The organism is Streptomyces sp. NPDC044003 (genome assembly GCF_056435185.1).
Window position 1 is genome coordinate 548303 of sequence record NZ_JBWKFA010000005.1, and the last position, 19937, is coordinate 568239.

Sequence of the window (19937 nt, forward strand, 5' to 3'; positions counted from 1 at the left end):
GGACCGTCAGTTGTCGTACGCCGCCCGCAGGGCCTCGTTCAGCGCGGCCTCCGCGGCCTCGCGGCTGAGGCCCAGGCGGCGGGCCTCCTCCGCGAACTGGGCGGCGGCGGTGGCGGCACGGCGGGTCGCCGCGTCACCGGCGGCGGCGACGAAGGTGCCGTGGCGCCCGCGCGTCTCGATGACTCCGTCCGCCTCCAGGGCCTTGTACGCCTTGGCGACCGTGTTCGCGGCGAGGCCCAGCTGCTCCGCGAGCCCTCGTACCGTCGGCAGCTTGTATCCGACCGGCAGTCTGCCCGACCGGGCCCGCTCCGAGATCTGGGCTCGCAGTTGTTCGTAGGGAGCGGTGGTGGATCCGTGGTCCACGGCGATGGTGAGTGTCACCCCGCCGATTCTGCCCCCACCCCACCGGAAAATGGGAGGCGGTGGTGCGTCCCGCGCCCGTAGCGTGCCACCACATGACTGTGATCGTCCGTGATGTACAGGCCCAGGACGCCGAGGGTTTCGCCCGGGTACGCCGGGCCGCTGTGCCCTTCATGCTCGCCACCGCCGAGCAGTGCGCCTTCGACTGGGCCCACGCCCACCCCGACAGCCACGCCCGCCCGCTCGTCGCCGTGACCGAGGACGACGTGATCATCGGGACCGTGCAGCTGAGGATCGCCCACGACGCTCCGGAGCCCGGGATCGGCTCCGTCAACGTGTACGTGGACCCCGCACACCAGGGCCTCGGCGCGGGGACGCTGCTGCTGCGCGCCGCCGAGGAGCACCTCGTCGAGCGGGGCGCGCGGACGCTGTACAGCTGGGTCCTGGACGAGCCGGCGAACCGTGCGTGGGCCGAGCGGCGGGGGTACGCGCCCAGCCGCAGCGCCCACTTCCTCCGGCTCGACCTGACGACGGCCGAGCTGCCGCCGCTGGAGGACCTCCCGGCCGGTGTCGAGCTGCGCACGGCGGAGGACTTCGCGGCCGATCCCCGGCCGCTGTTCGAGCTGGACGCGGTGACGACGGCGGACGAGCCGAGCGATGTCGGCACGGAGCTGGACGACTACGCGCACTGGCGGGAGACCACCTGGGACCACCCACTGCTCGACCGGGCGCTGACGACGGTCGCGGTGGTCGACGGGGTGCCGGCGGCGTTCAGCGCGGCGCAGTCCGACGGTCTGGGCCGGTACTCCTCCGGGATGACCGGCACCGCGCCCGCGTTCCGGGGCCGCGGGCTCGCGAAGCTCGCCAAGAACGCCTCGCTGCACCGGGCGAGGGCCGCGGGCTGCGTCGAGGCGTTCACGAGCAACGACGCCGGCAACGGGCCGATGCTCGCGATCAACAAGTGGTTCGGTTACGAAGTCGGCGCGACGGAGGTGCGGTATGTCCGGACGATCGGTTGAGATCACCCTGACGAAGGCGGGCCGGACGAAGATCCGTTACCCGGCCGAGGTGCTGACGGAGGAGGGTGCCCGGCTCTCGGTGCGCGCCCCGTGGGCGGCCGAGGGGGTGCGGGACTTCGGCTTCGTGCGGTTCGAGCCGGGTGACGTCTTCGTGGAGCACTACTGGCGCGACCGCTGGTTCACGGTCAAGGAGGTGTGGTCGGCCGACGGGGCGCTGAAGGGCTGGTACTGCGACATCACCCGGCCTGCCGTGATCGACGGTTCCGGGGTGGTCGTCGAGGACCTGGACCTGGACCTGTGGGTGTCGGCGGACGGCAGCGAGGTGCTGCGGCTCGACGAGGACGAGTTCGCGGCGAGCGGTCTCGCCGCCTCCGACCCGGAGGCGGCGGCCCGTGCCGTGGTGGCCCTGGACGAGCTGGAGGTGCTCGGCCGGGAGGGCCTGATCGACCTGCTGGGTTGACGCGGTTCGACGTCCGCCCGATCGAACTGCTCGGTCAGCGCGGTTCGACATCCGCCCGATCGAACTGCTCGGTCAGCGCCGTTCGACATCCGCCCGATCGAACTGCTCGGTCAGCGCAGTTCGACGTCCGCCCGATCGAGCTGCTCGGTCAGCGCAGTTCGACGTCCGCCTGCTCGGCGGCGAGGAAGCCGGGCAGCGGCAGGCCCGACTCGCCGGCCGTGAGCTGCAGGAGGGTGGCCTCCACCCGCGCGGCGCCCGGCTTGTAGCCGGGGTCCTTCACGACGGCGCTGTTGGCCCAGCTGTGGAGGTGTCCGTCGCAGACGGCGCGGGTGCCGCCGATGCCGGTGGAGCGGCTCCCCTGCTTGAGGGTGGAGCTGACGAAGACGGGCCCTTCGCTGTCGTCGAGGCAGCGGTAGGTGCCGGAGACGGTGACCGTCGCGTCGGCGGCGAGGGTGCCGTACGTGTCGACGGTGAGGCCGTCGGCCCCTCCCGCGTGGGCGAGAGGGGCGACGGCGGCGGTGAGCAGGGTCGCTGCGGCGAGGACGAGGCGGACGCGCATGGGCGGGGTCCCTTCGGGGGTGGGGGGAAGCTGCTGCCCGCCAGGGATACCGGATCCGGCCGCCGACCCTCCGAATCTCACCCCATCGGGGGCGATTTGGGGGCCGGTACGCATACCGTCGTACGGTCAGTGCGCGGCGCGCGGGGCAGTCGCCCTCCTCACCAGCGGCCAGGCGAGCAGCACCAGGACGACCGTGTAGACGGTGACCGAGAACGGGGTGTTCACCAGGCCCGTCAGGGCGCCGTCGCTGATCTGGAGGGCGCGGCGCAGCTGCTGTTCGGCGGCCGGGCCGAGGATGACGCCGATGACGGCCGGCAGCACCGGAAGGCCGTAGCGCCGCATCCCCAGGCCGATCAGGCCGATGACGAGCAGCACGATCAGGTCGAACGCCTCGCCGCCCACCGCGTACGCGCCGACGGCGGCGAAGAAGAGGATGCCGGCGTACAGGTACGGGCGCGGGATGCGCAGCAGCTTGGCCCAGACGGGCGCGAGCGGCAGATTGAGCGCGAGCAGCAGCACCATGCCGACGAACAGCGAGGCGATGAGGCCCCACACCAGCTCGGGTTCCCGCTCGAAGAGCAGCGGGCCGGGCTGGATCCCGTACTGCTGGAACGCCGCCAGCATCACGGCGGCGACGGCCGTCGTGGGCAGCCCCAGGGTCAGCATGGAGACGAGCGTGCCGGCGGCGGAGGCCGAGGCGGCGGACTCGGGTCCGGCGACGCCCTCGATGGCGCCCTTGCCGAACTGGTCCCGGTGCTTCGAGAGACGCTTCTCCGTGACGTACGAGAGGAAGGTCGGGATCTCCGCGCCGCCGGCCGGGATCGCGCCGAACGGGAAGCCGATGAGGGGACCGCGCAGCCAGGACTTCCAGGTGCGCCGCACGTCGTCCTTGCCGAGCCAGGGGCGGCCGACCGGGATGGCCTCGCCCGAGGTGCGGCGCAGGTGCGCGGCGACCCAGAGGGCCTCGCCGATCGCGAAGAGGCCGACCGCGACGATGACGACGTCGATGCCGTCGGCGAGCTGGAGCGAACCGAAGGTGAGGCGCTGCTGCCCGGTCATCTGGTCGAGGCCGACCAGGCCGATGGTGAGGCCGATGAGCAGCGAGGCGAGGCCGCGGATGCGGGAGGAGCCGAGGACCGAGGTCACCGCGATGAAGGCGAGGACCATGAGGGCGAGGTAGTCGGGGGCGCCGATGTCGACGGCAAGGGCGGCGACGGTCGGAGCGAGGACGACGAGCAGGATCGTGCCGATCATGCCGCCGGCGAAGTGGCCGACGGCGGCGGCCGCGAGGGCCTGTGCGCCGCGCCCGGCCTTGGCCATCGGGTTGCCCTCGATGGCGGCGACGACGGCCGCGCTCTCCCCGGGGGTGTTGAGGAGGATCGAGGTGGTGGAGCCGCCGAACATGGCGCCGTAGTAGATGCCGGCGAACATGATGAACGCGCCGGTCGGTTCGAGTCCGTAGGTCACCGGGAGCAGCAGGGCGACGGCCATGGCGGGGCCGATGCCGGGCAGGACGCCGATGGCGGTGCCGAGGAGCACGCCGATGGCGGCCCACAGCAGGTTCATCGGGGTGAGGGCGGTCCCGAAGCCCTCGATGAGGGAGTTCAGGGAATCCATGGGTCAGATCACTCCCATCAGCGGGCCGCCGGGCAGCGGGACGCCGAGCAGCTGGTCGAAGACGGCGTAGGTGAGGAGCGAGAGGGCGGCGGCGATCAGCGGGTCGCGGTGGAGGTGGCGGCTGCCGAGGGCGTAGGCCGCGCCCCAGAAGAGGAGGGCGCCGGCGATGGGGAAGCCGAGGGGGCCGATGAGGACGGCGAAGGCGAGGAACACCCCGGTGAGGAGCAGGACGGTGCGCCAGTCGGCGGGTTCGGTCAGGTCGATGTCCTCGCCGCCCTCGGCCTCGCCCCGGCCGCCGCGCAGCACGTCGACGGCGAGGAGGACGGCGACGGCGAGGAGGCCGCAGCCGACGACGAGGGGGACGGTCGCGGGGCCGACGGGGCCGCGCCCCGCGACGTCGGCGTCGAGGGTGAGGGCGTCGGTGAGGACGAGGACGCCGAGAAGGAACAGGAGGGCGCCGACGCCGAGTTCGGAGCGGCCCCGCAGCCGGGTCTTCACGGTGGGGTCGGTCGACGTCCGGTTGTTGGTGGTCGTGGTCACAGTCCGAGCTCCTTGAGGACGGAGCCGACCCGCCGGTCCTGCTCGGTGAGGAAGGTGCCGAACTCCGCGCCGGGCAGGAAGGCGTCGTTCCAGCCGTGGGTCTTCAGCGACTCGCGCCACTGCGGGGAGCCGTGCAGCCCGGTCACGAGGGCGACGAGCTTCTCGCGCTCGGCGTCGGAGAGGCCGGGCGGGGCGACGATGCCGCGCCAGTTGGTGAACTCGGTGTCGAGGCCGGCCTCGCGGAGCGTGGGGGCGTCGAGGCCGGGGACCCGCTCGGGTCCGGTGACGGCGAGGAGGCGCAGCTCCCCCGCCTTGATCTGGTCGAGGTACTCGCCGACGCCGGAGACGCCGAAGCCGACCTTGTTGCCGAGGATGGAGGCGAGGAGTTCGCCGCCGCCGTCGAAGGGGACGTAGTTGACGTCCTTCGGCGCGATCCCGGCGGCCTGGGCCATCAGCATCGGGGCGAGGTGGTCGGGGCCGCCGGGCGAGGAGCCGCCGCCGACGGGCAGCTTGCCGGGGTCCTTCTTCCAGGCCGCGAGCAGCTCCTGGATCGTCTTGTACGGGGAGTCCTTGCCGACCACGACGATGTCCTGCTCCTCGGTGAGCCGGGCGATCGGGGTGGTGTCGGCGAGGGTCCTGGGGGTCTTGTTGGTGTGGACGGCGCCGACGACACCGAGGCCCATGGACATGGCGAGGCGGCCGTTGCCGCGTTCGCCGACGAGCCGGGTGAGGCCGACGGTGCCGCCCGCGCCGGGCAGGTTGAAGACCTCGATGTCGCCGGTGAGGCCGGCCTCCTCGACGTTCTTCGCGGCGGTGCGGGCGGTGATGTCGTATCCGCCGCCGGGGGTGTTGGGGACCATGAAGCGCAGGCCGGGTATCGCGGTGCCCGTGTCGGAGCCGGTGCCCGGGCTGAGCAGCGGCGGGCCGACGAGCACCAGGAGAGCCGCCCCGAGGAGGGCGAAGGGGGTGCGCAACCGCACGTGTGCCGCCTCTCAGGTAGAAGGGAAATGGGGGTGTGAGGTGGCCCACATGTTGCCCTCGCGTTAAGAAGCTGTCTCTCTTCCGCAATCAACGGACGTTGTGGTCGTTGTGGTCGGGACCTAGCGTGGGTCGGCGTGACGAAGGTGCTGGTCGTGGACGACGACTTCATGGTCGCCAAGCTGCACTGCCGCTACGTGTCGGCGGTGGCGGGGTTCACCGTGTCCGGGGTCGCGCACAGCGGCGCCGAGGCGCTCCGCCAGGCCGAGCGGCTCCGTCCCGATCTGGTCCTGCTCGACGTCTTCCTGCCCGACATGGACGGGGTCCGGGTGCTGCGGGAGCTGCGCGCGGCGGGCCTGGGCATGGACGCGCTGTTCATCACCGCGGCCCGGGACGTCGGCACGATCCGCTCGGCCCTCCGCGCGGGCGCCCTGCACTATCTGATCAAGCCGTTCACCCAGGCCGCCCTGCACGAGCAGCTGCGCCATGTCGCCTCCCTCCGCAGCCGCCTCGACGAGCTCGACGAGGCCCGCCAGGAGGACGTCGACCAGATCTTCGGCGCCCGCCCCCGAGGCTCCCGCGAGCTCCCGAAGGGCCTCGCGCCCCACACGGCCGACCTGGTCGACTCCGTCCTCCGCGCCCACCCGGAGGGCCTCTCGGCCACGGAGTGCGCCGAAGCGGGCTCCCTCTCCCGCGTGAGCGCCCGCCGCTACCTGGAGTACTTCGCGGAGACGGGCCGCGCGGAGGTCACCCTCCGCTACGGCGGAACGGGCCGCCCGGAGCGCCGCTACCGGCGGCTGGGCTAGCTGTTCCTGAGCCGCCTCTTACCTCCGCCTTAACGCGGCCCTAAAGGCCGTCGTCCGCGCTTCTTCCGGGGCTAGTTTGCTCGGCAACCCCCCACACACACCCTCGTGAAGGAGTTGTCCCCCCATGACCTCTCGCCGTACGGCAACAGCCGCCGCCACCGCCGCTCTGGTCCTGTCCGGGCTCGCCGGTGCGCCCGGGGCGTTCGCGCACGGGTCGATGACCGATCCGGTGAGCCGGGTCGCGGCCTGTTACGCGGAGGGGCCCGAGGCGCCGAGGTCGGCGGCGTGCAGGGCGGCCGTGGCGGCGAGCGGGGCGCAGGCGTTCTACGACTGGAACGCCGTGAACATCGCCAACGCCGCCGGGCAGCACCGGCAGTTGATCCCGGACGGCAAGCTGTGCAGCGCGGGCAACGACAAGTACCGGGGGCTCGACCTGGCGCGGGCCGACTGGCCGGCGAGCCGCATGACCTCCGGGTCGCACACCTTCCGGTACAAGGGGACCGCCCCGCACAAGGGATCGTTCGCGCTGTACGTGACGAAGGACGGGTACGACCCGTCGAAGCCGCTGAAGTGGTCGGACCTGGAAGCCGAGCCGTTCGTGACGGTGACCGATCCGGGGATGCGGGACGGCGACTACGTGTTCCAGGGGACCGTGCCGAAGAAGTCGGGCCGTCATCTCATCTACTCGGTCTGGCAGCGGTCCGACTCCCCCGAGGCGTTCTACACCTGCTCGGACGTGGTGTTCGGGCAGGACGGCGGCGGTACGGCCCCGGCGTCGACCGCTCCCGCCCCGACCGCCTCCGCGCCCACCGCCTCCGCGCCCACCGACGAGCAGATCCAGGCCGGTGAGGGCGAGTCCACCGTCGAGCACGGCGGCCACGGCGGGCACGGGGCTACCGCGGGCGGCACGACGGCTCCCGCGCCCGATGTGCCCGCCCCGGCCACCGGTTCGGGTTCCGGTGTGGAGCTCGCCGAGACGGGCGGCGACGCCACGACCCCGTATCTCGCGGTCGGTGGCGCCGCCGTGCTCGCGCTCGGTGCGGCGGTGCTCTTCGGGACGGCCCGGCGGCGCCGGACCCGCGGCTAGCCGATCACCGAGAGGCAGGTGGTCGGGGTCGCGTGGGCCGGGTCGAGGGCGTTGGCCACCTCGTGGAAGGTGACCCGGTCCACCGTGCCGATCGCCACGTGCTCGGACAGGTCGAGCGCGCACTTGTCCTGGATGAGGACGTTGGTGACGTTCGGTCCGGTCAGGAACTGGGTGCGGTACGGGGTGACGACCTCGTCGTACTGGCTCGCGATGACGTGGTAGCGGACCCCGGGCACGGTGTCGCCGCCCTCGTTGAGCCGGGTGATGAAGGCCGAGCCGGCGATCTGGTCGGCGAGGCCCGGGGTCGTGGAGCTGATGAGGTCCTCGGCGCCGGGGAAGTACGGCAGGAGCTTGGTGAGGCCGGACAGGGTGGTGCCGTGGTTGTCGGGGGCGATGCCGACGAGCGTGTTCACCTTCTCGGCCCCGCCGAGGAACTTGAGGTACCAGCGGGGCATCATGCCGCCCTGCGAGTGTCCGACGAGGTCGGCCTCGGGGGCGCCGGTGGCGGCGAGGACCCGGTCGACGTAGGTGTCGAGCTGTCCGGCGGACGCGGCGATGGGGCCGAGCCCGTTGAAGAGGGGCACGCCCGGCAGCTGGCCGTAGTCGAGGGAGAAGACGCAGTAGCCCCGGTTGACCAGGTAGGGGGCGAGGGCCAGCCAGTTGTCGACGGAGTTCCCGAAGGTGCCGTGGACGAGGACGACGGGCCGCGGGTGCTCGGCGGACGGCTTGCAGGAGAAGTCGTTCCAGCCGCGGCTGGGGGCGGTGTAAGCCTGGGCGGCGGCGGTCGGGGCGAGGGTGGCGGCGGCGGTGAGGAGCAGGACGGACAGCGCTCTGACCGTGCGCTTCCAGGACTTCGCGGACAGCATCGGGCGATCTCCTTGCGGCTCAAGGGGAAGGTGGGGGTGCTGTGCCCTGCGGTCCGGACCACAAGTGGGGATGCTCTCCAGCCAAGCTACGCACGAGTAGCCTCGGCTGGGAAGTTACGCGTCGGTAAAAAGTGAGGTGTCGCCACCGCGCCGTCGTCAGGGGCGTGTTCAGGCCGCCAGTGAGCCCGGGAGGATCGCCCGCGGCCCGTACTTCGCCCGCGCCCGGTCCGCCACCGCCTCGATCCGCCGGGTCTTCTCGTCCACCGGGTCCAGGGACAGCTGGTACGCGGCCCCCTCGGCGTCCCTCAGCCCCTCGGCGCGCAGGGCGATGCCCCGTACCCGGGCCCGCTGGAGGCCGAAGGAGTCGTGGATCGTGTACGCGAGGGCGGTGAGCGCCGCCGAGTGGGCGGTCGCTTCGGGCAGGGTGCGGCTGCGGGTCGTGGTGCTGCGGTCGGCGTACCGCACGGTGACCGCGAGACCCCGGCAGACCTGGGACTCGGTCCGCAGCCGGGTGCCCAGCTCCGTGGCGAGGGAGAGGAGGGCCCTGCGCTGTTCGGTCCGGTCGGTCTCGTCGTGCGGGAAGGCGCGCTCGGCGGCCATCGACCGGGAGGCCGCGTTCGGGACGACGGGGGTGCGGTCGATGCCCCGGGCCTTCTCCCACAGCTCGCGGCCGGCCTTCGCGCCGACGAGCCGCTGGAGCACGGCGAGCGGCGCGTCGGCGACGCGGCCGGCGGAGTCGAGTCCGTAGCCGCAGAGGGTACGGGCGGTGGCGCGGCCGACGCCGTCGAGGGCGACGACCGGCCGGTCGCGCAGGAAGGCCGCCGGGTCCTCGACGACCAGGGTGACGCCGGGCCGGGCCTCGCGGGCCGCGAGCCGGGCCAGCATCGGGTTGGGTCCGGCGCCGATGACGCAGTCGACGCCGTAGAGGGCGAGCGCGCGGACCCGGATGACCGAGGCGAGTTCGGCGGGGTCCCGGCCGAAGTAGCGCAGCGCCCCGCGCACGTCGGCGAGCGCCTCGCAGGGCGGGGCGGCCTCGACGACGGGGGTGAACTCGCCGAGCAGATCGACCAGTCGGGGCAGCATCGCCTCGGCCCCGCCGCCTTCGAAGGACGTCGGCTCCAGGCGGAAACGTACGCAGAGGATCATCCGGCGCTCCCCGGGCTGCTGTGCCACAGCTTCCGCGACGGCGTCGCGGAGCCTTCCCCGGCCGGCCGGAGGTCGGCCCAGGGGTTCATCTCGTAGCCGGTGGACAGGGTGATCCGGCGGCCGCTGTCGGCCGGGCCGGTCTCCTGCGGCTGTTCGGACAGCCGCTCCCCCACCGCGTCCAGGCCGCCGGAGGCCCGCAGTTCGACCAGTTCGGCGAGGTTCCAGGCGGCGGAGCCGACGACGCTGAGGCTGCGCGGGCCGCGCCGCTGCACCACGCCCCGGACGAGCAGCAGCCAGGAGTGGAAGACGGTGTGGGCGCAGGCTTCGTGGGCGTCGTCGAAGAAGGCGAGGTCGACCAGGCCGGTGCCGTCGTCGAGGGTGCTGAAGATGACGCGTTTCCCGGAGCGGATGGGCGGGGTCTGGGTGGCGGCCTTGGCGCCCGCGACGAGGACGGTCTGTCCGTGGGCGGCGGAGCACAGCCGCTGGGCGGAGACGACGCCGAGTTCGCGGAGGAAGGCGTGGTGGTCGCTCATGAGGTGGCGGGAGGCGTCCATGCCGAGGATGCCGAGTTCGGCGCTGAGGCGTTCGGTGTCGTCGAGGTCGGGCAGGCCGACGGGGGCGGTCTTCCCGCCCTGGGCGAGGGGGAGTTGGCCGCCGTGGGAGGCGGCTCCCCGGTGGATGCGCCGGAGTTCGGTGAGGTGGAGGAGCAGGTCGCGGCGGTTGGCGCCGAAGGCGTCGAGGGCGCCGACCTGGGCGAGCCGTTCGGCGACGGGGGTGCGCGGGCGGGCCCGCTCCCAGAAGTCGAGCAGGGAGGCGTAGGGCTGTCCGCTATCGATGCGGGCGCTCTCGGTCTCGCTGATGCCGTGGACGTCGGCGAGGCCGAGCCGGAGGCCCCACACCACAGGGCTCTCGGACACCAGTTCGATACGATGGGCGACCGCAGACCTGTTCACATCCAGCGGCAGCACCGGCACCCCGCGCCGCCGGGCGTCCGCGAGCAGCAGCCGCTTGGGGTACATGCCGGGGTCGTGGGTGAGCAGCCCCGCATAGAAGGCGGCCGGGTGGTGCGCCTTGAGCCAGGCCGACTGGTAGGTCGGCACGGCGAAGGCCACCGCGTGCGCCTTGCAGAAGCCGTACGAGCCGAAGGCCTCGACGATCTCCCAGGTGCGGGCGACGACCTCGTCGGCGTACCCCCGGGCCGAGGCCTGTCCGGTGAACCAGAGCCTGATCCGGCCCTGCGACTCGGGGTGCGAGAGCCCGCGCCTGACCTGGTCGGCCTCGGCCCGGTCGCAGCCGGTCATGATCCGTACGATCTCGATGATCTGCTCGTGGAAGACGACCACGCCGTACGTCTCCTTCAGCGTCTCCTCCAGGTCGGGGTGCGGGTAGCGGACGGGGGCGCGGCCGTGCCGGGCCTCGATGAAGGGGCGGACCATGTCGGCGGCGACCGGTCCCGGCCGGAAGAGCGAGATGTCGACGACGAGGTCGTGGAAGGTCGCGGGCTGGAGCCGGCCGACCAGGTCGCGCTGGCCCGGGGACTCGATCTGGAAGCAGCCGAGGGTCTCGGTGGAGCGGATCAGCGCGTACGCCTCGGGGTCGCCCTCCGGGACAGCGTCGATGTCCGGCCGGGTGCCGGTGGCGCGCTCGACCTCGGTGACGGCGTGGGCCATCGCGGACTGCATGCGCACGCCGAGGACGTCGAGCTTGAGCAGTCCGAGGTCCTCGACGTCCTCCTTGTCGAACTGGGACATGGGGAAGCCCTCGCCGCTGGTGGGGACCACGGGGGTACGGGTGAGCAGCGAGGCGTCCGAGAGCAGGACGCCGCAGGGGTGCATGGCGATGCCGCGCGGCAGCGCGTCGAGCGCCTCGACCAGCTCCCAGAGCCGCCCGAACTTCTCGCGTTCGCCCGCGAGTTCGCGCAGTTCGGGCAGTTCGTCGAGGGCGGCGAGCGCGTCCCGGGCGCGGATGTGCGGGAAGGCCTTGGCGATCCGGTCGGTCTCGGCCGGGTCCAGGGAGAGGGCGGCGCCCACGTCCCGTACGGCGTGGCGGACCCGGTAGGTCTCGGGCATGGAGACGGTGGCGACCCGTTCGGTGCCGAAGCGGCCGATGATCGCCCGGTAGACCTCCAGGCGGCGGGCGGACTCCACGTCGATGTCGATGTCGGGCAGGGCGGTGCGGCGTTTGGAGAGGAACCGTTCCATCAGCAGGCCGTGCTCGACCGGGTCGGCGTGGGCGATGCCGAGGAGGTGGTTGACGAGGGAGCCGGCGCCGGAGCCGCGGGCGGCGACCCGGATCCCCATGGACCGGACGTCGTCGACGACCTGGGCGACCGTCAGGAAGTAGGTGGCGAAGCCGTGGTGGGCGATGATGTCCAGCTCGCGGTGCATCCGGTCCCAGTAGTCGCGCCGCTTCTCGTACCCCTTCAGGACCATGCCGGCGGCGGCCCGGGAGGCGAGGACGCGCTGGGCGGTGCGGTGCTCCGCGCCGACGAGGTACGGCTCCGGGAAGTGCGCGGAGCCGATGCCGAGGTCGTCCTCGGGGTCGACCAGGCACCCGGCGGCGACCTCCGCGGTCCGGTCGAGGAGCCGGTGGGCGGCGTCCCGGCGGAAGCCCGCGGCCTCGACGATCCGCTCGGCGGCGGCCGACATGCCGTCGGGCCCTTCGGCGCCCTTGAGCCAGGCCTCTCCGCTGTCGAGCTCCTTGCGGGGGTCGACGGGGACGAGGCGGCGGGCGGAGTCGAGGACGTCGGCGACCGGGCCCTGGCCGGGGTCGGTGTACCGGACGGCGTTGGTGAGGACGGGCCGGACGCCCTGCTCGGCGGCGAAGCCGACGGTACGGGCGGCGAGCCGCAGGGAGCCGGGCCCGGTGCCGGTGCGCCCGTGGTGGACGGCCTCCAGGCGGAGCGCGTCGCCGTACCGTTCGCGCCAGGGTGCGAGCAGCCGGGCGGCCCGGTCGGGGCGGCCGGCGGCGAGGGCGCGGCCGACGTCGGAGGCGGGCCCGAGCAGGACGAACAGACCGTCGCCGCCCAGGGCGGCCCTGGGCAGCAGGGGGTGCTCCGCTCCCCCGGCGTGGGCGGCGGTGATCATCGCGCAGAGGGCGGCCCAGCCGGTGCGGGAGCGGGCGAGGAAGAGGGCGCGGGGCGCGGACTCGTCGACGAAGGCCCCGCCCCGGACGGGGACCCGACGGGCGGAGCCTCGGTCGGCGGGGGCCTGCTCGGGGGCGGCGGCCTCGTACGCGAGGTCCACGCCGAACAGGGGCCGGATCCCCTCCTTCTCGCACGCCTTGGCGAAGCGGACGGCGCCGGAGAGGGTGTCGCGGTCGGTCAGGGCGAGGGCGTCCATGCCCCGCTCGGCAGCGCGGGCGGCGAGGCGCTCGGGATGCGAGGCGCCGTAGCGCAGGGAGTAGCCCGAGGCGGTGTGCAGATGCGTGAAACCTGGCATGGCCGGCGCACCTCCCGCACTCCCGCATTGAATTCGTACATACGTTCCCATCCCCTCGTCCCCACCCTAGCTCACTTTCGAACGTTCGTGCGATAACTCGTTCAGACCCATCCCACCTGCGGAAACGCCCTCCGGCCCGGAGCCTGGGGGGCATGAGCTTCGTCGATGAACTGAAAAGCGCCGTCACTCCTCGAGCCTTCCTGCTCGTCGTCGGCGTCTTCGCCCTCCAGCTCCTGTTCATCACCTCGTACGTAGGGGCCCTGCACAACCCGAAGCCCACGGACGTCCCCTTCGGCGTGGTCGCCCCTCAGCAGCAGATCGCCACCGCCCTGACGGACCGGCTGGAGAAGCTGCCCGGCGACCCCCTCGACCCGCGCGTGGTCGCGGACGAGGCCGAGGCCCGCGACCAGATCATGAACCGGGACATCGACGGGGCCCTGATCGTCGACCCCCGGGGCCGCACCGACACCCTGCTCGTCGCCTCCGGCGGCGGCAAGGTGCTCTCCGCGACCCTGGAGGCGATGGTGACGAAGCTGGAGGCGGCCAACCAGCGCCTCGTGCGGACCGTCGACGTGGCCCCGTCCTCCTCCCAGGACTTCAACGGGCTCTCCGCCTTCTACCTGGTCATCGGCTGGTGCGTCGGTGGCTACATCTGCGCGGCGATCCTGGCGATCAGCGCGGGCTCCCGCCCCGCGAACCGAGAGCGCGCGATCATCCGCCTCGGGGTCCTGGCGCTCTACGCCGCCCTCGGCGGGCTCTGCGGCGCGATCATCGTCGGTCCGATCCTCGGCGCCCTGCCCGGCAGCGTCGCGGCCCTGTGGGGCCTGGGCACCCTGGTGGTCTTCGCCGTCGGCGCCGCCACCCTCGCCCTCCAGTCCGTCTTCGGGATCGTCGGCATCGGCCTGGCGATCCTGCTCATCGTGATCGCCGGCAACCCCAGCGCGGGAGGCGCCTTCCCGCTGCCGATGCTGCCGCCGTTCTGGCGGGCGATCGGCCCGTACCTGCCACCGGGCGCGGGCACCTGGGCGGCGCGCTCGATCGCGTACTTCAAGGGCAACGGCATGACCGCCTCGATGGTGGTCCTGTCGGTCTGGGCGGTCGTCGGCTCGGCCGTGACCCTGGTGATGTCCTCGGTGAAGTGGAAGCCGAGGCCGATGACACCGGTCCCCTCCGGGGCGGGCGAGACCAAGGCCTAGGGGACGCGCCGAAGGCCCCCGCCGTCCGGGCGGGGGCCTTCTCCGTGCCGGGGCGGGCCTGCGCGCCGTAGAGAGAGCCGAAGGTCCTGGAATGAGCGGTCCCTCCGGCCGCCGCGAGGCTGCCGGAGGGACCGCTTTCGAACCCGGGAATCAGGGGACGCCGACCCGTACGCGGTCAGGGGACGCCGACCCGTACGCGGTCGGTGGACTCCGATTCCGTACGCGGTCAGTAGACGCTGACCCCGTACGCGCTGAGCGCCTCCGTCACGGGCTGGAAGAAGGTCGTCCCGCCCGAGGAGCAGTTGCCGCTGCCGCCCGAGGTGAGACCGATCGCCTTGCTGCCCGAGTAGAGCGAGCCGCCTGAGTCGCCGGGCTCGGCGCAGACGTTGGTCTGGATCATGCCGTAGACGATGTCGCCGCCGCCGTAGTTCACGGTGGCGTTCAGGCCGGTCACCGTGCCGCTGTGGATGCCGGTGGTGGAGCCGCGGCGGGTGACGGACATGCCGACGGTGGCGTTGCCGGCGCTGGTGATGTCGACGCTGCCGACCATGCCGGACTTGGTGATCGAGGTGTTGGTGTAGCGGACGATGCCGTAGTCGTTGGTCGGGAAGCTCGACCCGGCCGTGGAGCCGAGGACGGTGGTGTGCGAGGAGTTGGACCACCAGGTTCCCGCGCCGTCGGTGCAGTGGCCGGCGGTGAGGAAGTAGTAGTTCCCCGCGCTGTCCTTGACGTTGAAGCCGAGCGAGCAGCGCCAGCTGCTCGCGTAGATGGCGTCGCCGCCGGAGATCAGCTTGTTGAAGGTGCCGGGGGTGCGCTCGATGCGCAGCGCACCGGCGTTGGCCCCGGCCTGGCGCTTGATCTTGGCGATCTCGGCCGGGGAGACGGTGGAGTCGGCGGTGACGACGACCTGGCCGGTGGCGCTGTCGACGCGCCAGGCGGTGCCGGCCACGTCGGCCGCGAGGACGGCGTCGCCCGCGGCGGAGAGCTGGGTGGCGCTGAACGTCTGCGCGGAGTCGGCGCTGGCGGTGGGGACGCCGAGCGTCGCGGCGGCGGCGACGAGACCGGCACTGAGGGCGAGCAGCCGGAACTTCTTCGTGGGGGTGGTCACTTCGTGTTCCTCCTGTGGGGGGGGATCAGTGGGTGTCCGTGCGGGGACCAGAAGGGGCTGGGGAGCGGAAGAGCCTGGGGATCAGAAGAGGCTCACGTTGTACTTGGCGAGGGCCTCCGGCACCGGCTGGAAGAAGGTGGTGCCGCCGGAGGAGCAGTTGCCGCTGCCGCCGGAGGTGAGGCCGAGCGCCTTGGTGCCGTCGTACATCGCGCCGCCCGAATCGCCGGGCTCGGCGCAGACGTTGGTCTGGATGAGGCCCTTGACGGTGCCGCCGCTGGAGTAGTGGACGGTGGCGTTGAGGCCGGTGACCGTGCCGCTGCGGGTGCCGGTGGTGGAGCCGGAGCGCTTGACGGACTCGCCCACGTAGGCGTCGGCCGCGGTGAAGCCGCCGGTGTGGGCGAGCGAGGTGTTGTCGTAACGGACGAGGGCGTAGTCGTTGCCCGGGAAGCTGGAGCCGACGGTGGCGCCGATCAGGGTCGACTGCGCCGAGTTGGTGTACCAGGTGTTGGCGACGTTGCCGCAGTGTCCCGCGGTCAGGAAGTAGTACGTGGAACCGCTGCGCACGTTGAAGCCCAGCGAACAGCGGTAGCCGCCGCCGTAGATGGCGTCTCCGGCACCGAGGAGCGGCTTGAAGACGCCGGAGGTGCGCTGGACCTTGAGCGCCCCGGCGTCGGCGCCGGCCGCTCTCCGGATCTTGGCGAGTCCGGCGTCGGTGACGGTGGAGTCGGCGGTGACGACGACCCGTCCGGAGGCGCTGTCGACGTACCAGGCGGTGCCGCCGACTCCGGCGGCGTCGACGGCGGCCTCGGCGCGGGCGAGCTGCGCGGCCGCGGCCGGGCCGGGAGCCGGGGCGGCCTGGGCGGCGGGGAGGCCGAGGGCGGTGGCGGCCGCGAGTCCGGCGGCGACGGCGAGCAGTCGGGTGCGCTTGTTCCTCACAGTGCTCCTCACATCCTTCTGGGAAAGCGGAGGGGCCCCGGGTATGGGGCCCGTGAGGCGCTGTCAGGTGACGTGTTCCTGACATGCACCGCCAGTGATAGTGGCCCTCCCTGAGCGGACGCACAAGACCGCCGTACGGACGGACGCCCCCGGCCGTCGTGGCCGGAGGCGCCCGTCATCTACGCGCGTGGGTGAAGAACCCTGGTCAGGCCGGGTTCAGCCGCCGCTCGCCCGCCGCCACCGCGGTGTCGAGCGTGTTCCCGGGCGGCGGGAAGGGGCAGATGAAGTGGTCCACGAAGGCGCACGGCGGCAGCAGCGCGCGGTTGAAGTCGACCGTCACCGAGCCGTCCGCCGCCGGGGCCTCGGGCCGCAGGAAACGGAAGCGATAGCTGTCCCGGCCGCTGGTGGCGTCCGCGAAGACCGCCCACAGGGAACCGTCGTCCTCGACGGCCACCTGGAGGACGTGCTCGCCGCCGTGCAGCTCGAAGACCAGCTCCCCGGAGAGCCCGAGGCCGCGCTCCCGGCCGTCGGCGTTCTCCACCCGTACGCTGCGCGTCTCCGCGTACGGACGGAACACGCCGGGCACCACCCAGCGCTCGTCGTACGGGGTGGCCTCGATGCCCCGGAAGGCGCCGCGCGCCTCCGAGCCGGGGTCGAAGTCCCGCACGGCCCAGAGCCCCTCGCGCCGCAGCACCACCAGCCGCCGGCCCGCCGACTCGACCCGGGACTCGTGGATCGGGCCGTGGTCGGCGGTGAGCCGGACCGTACCGGCGAAGGGCTTGCCGTCGACGGTGAGCCCGTCCTCGGCGCCCGCCGTCAGGACCACCTCGTCACCGTCCTCCCGCCACTCGCCGGGAACGGCCGGCAGCCGCCCCTCGGGGAAGTCCGCGAGCCAGTGGGTGCCCGTGAGGGAGAGCGGGCCGTACGAGGAGGCGACCGCCGCCTCGCGCTGCTCGTGCCAGTGCTGCCAGTCCTGCTGTGGATCCGTGCTCATGGTGTTCCACCTTTCCATACGGGCCAGGGCCTGAGCCCGAGGTGCGAACGCAGCGTGGTGCCCGCGTACTCCGTACGGAAGACCCCGCGTTCCTGGAGCAGCGGGACGACCCGGTCGACGAACTCGTCGAGCCCGCCGGGGGTGAGGTGCGGGACGAGGATGAAGCCGTCGGCGGCGTCCGTGGCGACGAACTCCTCCAGGGCCGCCGCGACCGTCGCCGGGGAGCCCACGAACGACTGCCGGGTCGTCGACTCGATGACCGTCTGACGGATCGACAGCCCCTTGGCCTCCGAGAGCGCCCGCCACCTCCTGGCACCGCGACGGGGTCAGCGACCCGCACCCGGCCCTGGACGAGCGTGGAGTCCGGATCGGGGTCGACGTCCGGAAGCGGCCCGTCGGGGTCGTAGCCGGACAGGTCACGGCCCCAGATCTGTTCGAGCGCGAGGATCGCGTTCTGCGGGGAGACCTGCTGCCGGCGGATCACGTTCGCCCGCTCCCGCGCGTCGGCGTCCGTGTCGCCGAGGACGTACGTCACCCCCGGCATGATCTTCAGGTCGCCGGGGTCCCTCCCGTACCGGGCGAGCCGCCCCTTGACGTCGGCGTAGAACTCCCGGCCGGCCTCCAGGGTCGAGTGCCTCGTGAAGATCACGTCGGCGGCCGAGGCCGCGAACTCCCGTCCCTCGGCGGAGTCCCCGGCCTGGATGACGACCGGCTGCCCCTGCGGAGAGCGCGGTACGGGGAACTCGCCCTCGATCCGGAACTGCGGCCCGCTGTGCGCGAAGGGCCTCGCCACGCCGTCCGGGGTCCAGGAGTCCCACAGCTCCCGGACCGTGCCGAGGAACTCGGCGGCCCGGGTGTACCGGTCGGCGCGGTCCAGGTAGCCGCCGCGCCGGTTCTGGTTCGGGCCGACGTTGATGCCGGTGTCCTTCTGTCCCTCCGGCTTGATCTGCTCGACGGCGGCGTCGCCCGAGCCGCAGGCGGTGAGGAGCCCGAGGGCGGTGAGCGAGGCGAGGGCGGTGAGGACGGCGCGACGGGTCTTCATGGCAGTACTGCTCCTGTGGACGAGTGGTGGGCGGGCGGCGGGTGAGTGGTGGTCAGAGAACCTTGGAGAGGAAGGCGCGGGTCCGCTCGTGCCGCGGACTGTCGAGCACCTCGCCCGGCGGGCCCTGCTCGACGATCCGGCCCTCGTCCATGAAGACCACGGTGTCGGCGACCTCGCGGGCGAAGCCGATCTCGTGGGTGACGACGATCATGGTGGTGCCGGAGGCGGCCAGGTCCTTGATGACGTCGAGGACCTCGCCGACGAGTTCGGGGTCGAGCGCGGAGGTCGGCTCGTCGAAGAGGAGCAGGCTCGGCTCCAGCGCCAGCGCGCGGGCGATGGCGACCCGCTGCTGCTGCCCGCCGGAGAGCTGCTTGGGGTAGGCCGCCGCCTTGTCTGCGAGGCCGACGCGTTCCAGCAGGGCCAGGGCCGTGGCCTCGGCGTCCTTGCGGGGGCGCTTCAGGGCCGAGACGGGCGCCTCGACGATGTTCTCCAGGACGGTGAGGTGCGGGAAGAGGTGGAAGTTCTGGAAGACGAAGCCGATCCGGGTGCGCTGCTTGAGGATCTCGCGCTCGCGGAGCTCGTAGAGCTTGTTCCCGGAGCGGCGGTAGCCGACGAGGACGCCGTCCACGCCGACCGTGCCGCTGTCGACCTTCTCCAGGTGGTTGATGGTCCGCAGCAGGGTGGACTTGCCGGAGCCCGAGGGGCCGAGGACGACGGTGACCTCGCCGGCCCGGACGTCGAGGTCGATGCCCCGCAGCACGTGGAGGGCGCCGAAACGCTTGTGGACGGCGCGGATCTCGACCTTGGCCGTGGTCGTGGCCTCGGCGGTCTCGGCGGTCTTGGTGGTCTTGGCGGTCTCGGCGGTCTCGGCGGTCTCGGCGGTCTTGGTGACGGAGCTCATCGGACGCTCCCCTTCGCGTAGTGGCGTTCGACGTAGTGCTGGACGACGGAGAGCGCCGTGGTGAGCAGGACGTACCAGGCGGTGGCGACCATGAGGAGCGGGACGACCCGGCCGTTGCGGCCGTAGACGACCTGGACCTGGTAGAAGAGCTCGCCGATCGCCATGACGGAGACGATCGAGGTGCCCTTGAAGAGCGAGATGATCTCGTTGGCGGCGTTGGGCAGGATCGAGCGCATCGCCTGCGGCAGCACGATCCGCCGCACCTGCCGGAGCCGGGGGATGCCGAGGGAGGCCGCGGCCTCCAGCTGTCCCTCGTCCACGGCGAGCACACCGCCCCGGACGATCTCCGCCGCGTAGGCGGCCTGGTGCAGGGCGAGCCCGAGGACGGCGGCGCTCATCTCGCCGACGAGGCCCATGGTGTCGAAGGAGAGGAAGCTCGGCCCGAAGGGGATGCCGATGCTCAGCTCCTTGTAGAGGTAGGCCAGGTTGAACCAGAAGAGCAGCTGGACGATGAGCGGGATGGAGCGGAAGGCCCAGATGTAGCCGAAGGCGACCGACCGCAGGAACGGGCTCGCGGACAGGCGCATGAAGGCGAGGACGATGCCGATCGCGAAGCCGAGTGCGGTGCCGTAGAAGGTGAGCTGGAGGGTGACCCAGACGGCCCGGAGGATCGTCTCGGTGGTGAAGAAGGCGGCGAAGACGTCCCATTCCCAGCCGGGGTTGGTGACGAGCCCGTGCGTGAACTGGACGAGCAGCACGGCGGTGACGGCGACGGCCACCCAGCGCCAGGGGCGGCGCACCGGGACGACGACGAGTTCGGCGGACGCGGACGGTGTGGCGACCGGGTCCTTCGTGACGGGCGGATCGCTGGTGAGAGACATG

Annotated in this window: 18 protein-coding genes and 1 pseudogene; 5 read left to right on the plus strand and 14 right to left on the minus strand. The window is 72.6% G+C overall.

The window, feature by feature from the left end; genetic code table 11:
- Window positions 1-6: 6 nt before the first annotated feature.
- Window positions 7-381, minus strand: a complete 375-nt coding sequence (locus tag AC07AW_RS22985; protein ID WP_392154332.1) for a GntR family transcriptional regulator — start codon at window positions 379-381, stop codon at window positions 7-9.
- 74 nt (window positions 382-455) lie between these two features.
- Here AC07AW_RS22985 and AC07AW_RS22990 point away from each other — a divergent pair, with 74 nt between their 5' ends.
- Together AC07AW_RS22990 and AC07AW_RS22995 are read left to right on the plus strand one after the other, a co-directional pair.
- Window positions 456-1379, plus strand: coding sequence for an N-acetyltransferase family protein (locus AC07AW_RS22990; protein WP_478817318.1), 924 nt, complete (start codon window positions 456-458; stop codon window positions 1377-1379).
- Window positions 1360-1839: a ribonuclease FAU-1 family protein gene (locus tag AC07AW_RS22995; RefSeq protein WP_478817319.1), complete on the plus strand. Its 480-nt coding sequence runs from the start codon at window positions 1360-1362 to the stop codon at window positions 1837-1839. The genes AC07AW_RS22990 and AC07AW_RS22995 overlap by 20 nt, the downstream gene beginning before the upstream one ends.
- Window positions 1840-1987: 148 nt before the next feature.
- Here AC07AW_RS22995 and AC07AW_RS23000 read toward each other — a convergent pair whose 3' ends face one another.
- From AC07AW_RS23000 to AC07AW_RS23015, 4 genes are all read right to left on the minus strand, one after another.
- On the minus strand, window positions 1988-2398 hold the full coding sequence (locus AC07AW_RS23000) for a DUF6299 family protein (RefSeq protein WP_478817320.1): 411 nt from the start codon (window positions 2396-2398) through the stop codon (window positions 1988-1990).
- Between the two features lie 126 nt (window positions 2399-2524).
- Window positions 2525-4015, minus strand: a complete 1491-nt coding sequence (locus AC07AW_RS23005) for a tripartite tricarboxylate transporter permease (protein WP_478817321.1) — start codon at window positions 4013-4015, stop codon at window positions 2525-2527.
- A gap of 3 nt (window positions 4016-4018) precedes the next feature.
- Window positions 4019-4555, minus strand: coding sequence for a tripartite tricarboxylate transporter TctB family protein (locus AC07AW_RS23010; RefSeq protein ID WP_478817322.1), 537 nt, complete (start codon window positions 4553-4555; stop codon window positions 4019-4021).
- Window positions 4552-5535, minus strand: a complete 984-nt coding sequence (locus tag AC07AW_RS23015; protein WP_478817323.1) for a Bug family tripartite tricarboxylate transporter substrate binding protein — start codon at window positions 5533-5535, stop codon at window positions 4552-4554. Before AC07AW_RS23015 ends, AC07AW_RS23010 begins: the two co-directional genes overlap by 4 nt.
- A gap of 135 nt (window positions 5536-5670) precedes the next feature.
- On the opposite strand from AC07AW_RS23015, the gene AC07AW_RS23020 reads away from it, so the two are divergent.
- Complete coding sequence (locus tag AC07AW_RS23020; RefSeq protein WP_392154319.1) at window positions 5671-6339, plus strand: response regulator; 669 nt, start codon at window positions 5671-5673, stop codon at window positions 6337-6339.
- Window positions 6340-6463: 124 nt separating this feature from the next.
- Window positions 6464-7426: a lytic polysaccharide monooxygenase auxiliary activity family 9 protein gene (locus AC07AW_RS23025; protein WP_478817324.1), complete on the plus strand. Its 963-nt coding sequence runs from the start codon at window positions 6464-6466 to the stop codon at window positions 7424-7426.
- Here AC07AW_RS23025 and AC07AW_RS23030 read toward each other — a convergent pair.
- From AC07AW_RS23030 to AC07AW_RS23040, 3 genes are all read right to left on the minus strand, one after another.
- Entirely contained in the window at window positions 7423-8292 is an 870-nt protein-coding gene (locus AC07AW_RS23030) for an esterase/lipase family protein (protein WP_478817325.1), read from the minus strand. The two genes, AC07AW_RS23025 and AC07AW_RS23030, sit on opposite strands and share 4 nt — an antisense overlap.
- 168 nt (window positions 8293-8460) lie before the next feature.
- Window positions 8461-9438, minus strand: a complete 978-nt coding sequence (locus tag AC07AW_RS23035) for a DNA polymerase Y family protein (protein ID WP_478817326.1) — start codon at window positions 9436-9438, stop codon at window positions 8461-8463.
- Window positions 9435-12878, minus strand: coding sequence for a DNA polymerase III subunit alpha (locus tag AC07AW_RS23040; RefSeq protein ID WP_478817327.1), 3444 nt, complete (start codon window positions 12876-12878; stop codon window positions 9435-9437). Before AC07AW_RS23040 ends, AC07AW_RS23035 begins: the two co-directional genes overlap by 4 nt.
- A gap of 152 nt (window positions 12879-13030) precedes the next feature.
- Here AC07AW_RS23040 and AC07AW_RS23045 point away from each other — a divergent pair, with 152 nt between their 5' ends.
- A complete protein-coding gene (locus AC07AW_RS23045; RefSeq protein ID WP_478817328.1) occupies window positions 13031-14074 on the plus strand; it encodes an ABC-2 transporter permease in 1044 nt (347 codons plus the stop codon).
- A gap of 226 nt (window positions 14075-14300) precedes the next feature.
- Here AC07AW_RS23045 and AC07AW_RS23050 read toward each other — a convergent pair whose 3' ends face one another.
- From AC07AW_RS23050 to AC07AW_RS23075, 6 genes and pseudogenes are all read right to left on the minus strand, one after another.
- Window positions 14301-15182 (minus strand): S1 family peptidase, encoded by an 882-nt coding sequence (locus AC07AW_RS23050; protein ID WP_478817329.1) that lies wholly within the window; start codon window positions 15180-15182, stop codon window positions 14301-14303.
- Window positions 15183-15263: 81 nt separating this feature from the next.
- The gene (locus AC07AW_RS23055) at window positions 15264-16118 is read right to left on the minus strand and encodes a S1 family peptidase (RefSeq protein WP_478817330.1); all 855 of its coding nucleotides are present in this window, start codon (window positions 16116-16118) and stop codon (window positions 15264-15266) included.
- 205 nt (window positions 16119-16323) lie between these two features.
- Window positions 16324-17112: a DUF1684 domain-containing protein gene (locus AC07AW_RS23060; protein WP_478817331.1), complete on the minus strand. Its 789-nt coding sequence runs from the start codon at window positions 17110-17112 to the stop codon at window positions 16324-16326.
- Window positions 17109-18004: pseudogene (locus AC07AW_RS23065) on the minus strand (LLM class flavin-dependent oxidoreductase); the annotation flags it as partial. The pseudogene AC07AW_RS23065 and the gene AC07AW_RS23060, both read right to left, overlap by 4 nt.
- Window positions 18005-18206: 202 nt before the next feature.
- The gene (locus AC07AW_RS23070; protein WP_478817332.1) at window positions 18207-19055 is read right to left on the minus strand and encodes an amino acid ABC transporter ATP-binding protein; all 849 of its coding nucleotides are present in this window, start codon (window positions 19053-19055) and stop codon (window positions 18207-18209) included.
- Window positions 19052-19936, minus strand: coding sequence for an amino acid ABC transporter permease (locus AC07AW_RS23075; RefSeq protein ID WP_478817333.1), 885 nt, complete (start codon window positions 19934-19936; stop codon window positions 19052-19054). Before AC07AW_RS23075 ends, AC07AW_RS23070 begins: the two co-directional genes overlap by 4 nt.
- Window position 19937 lies beyond the last annotated feature (1 nt).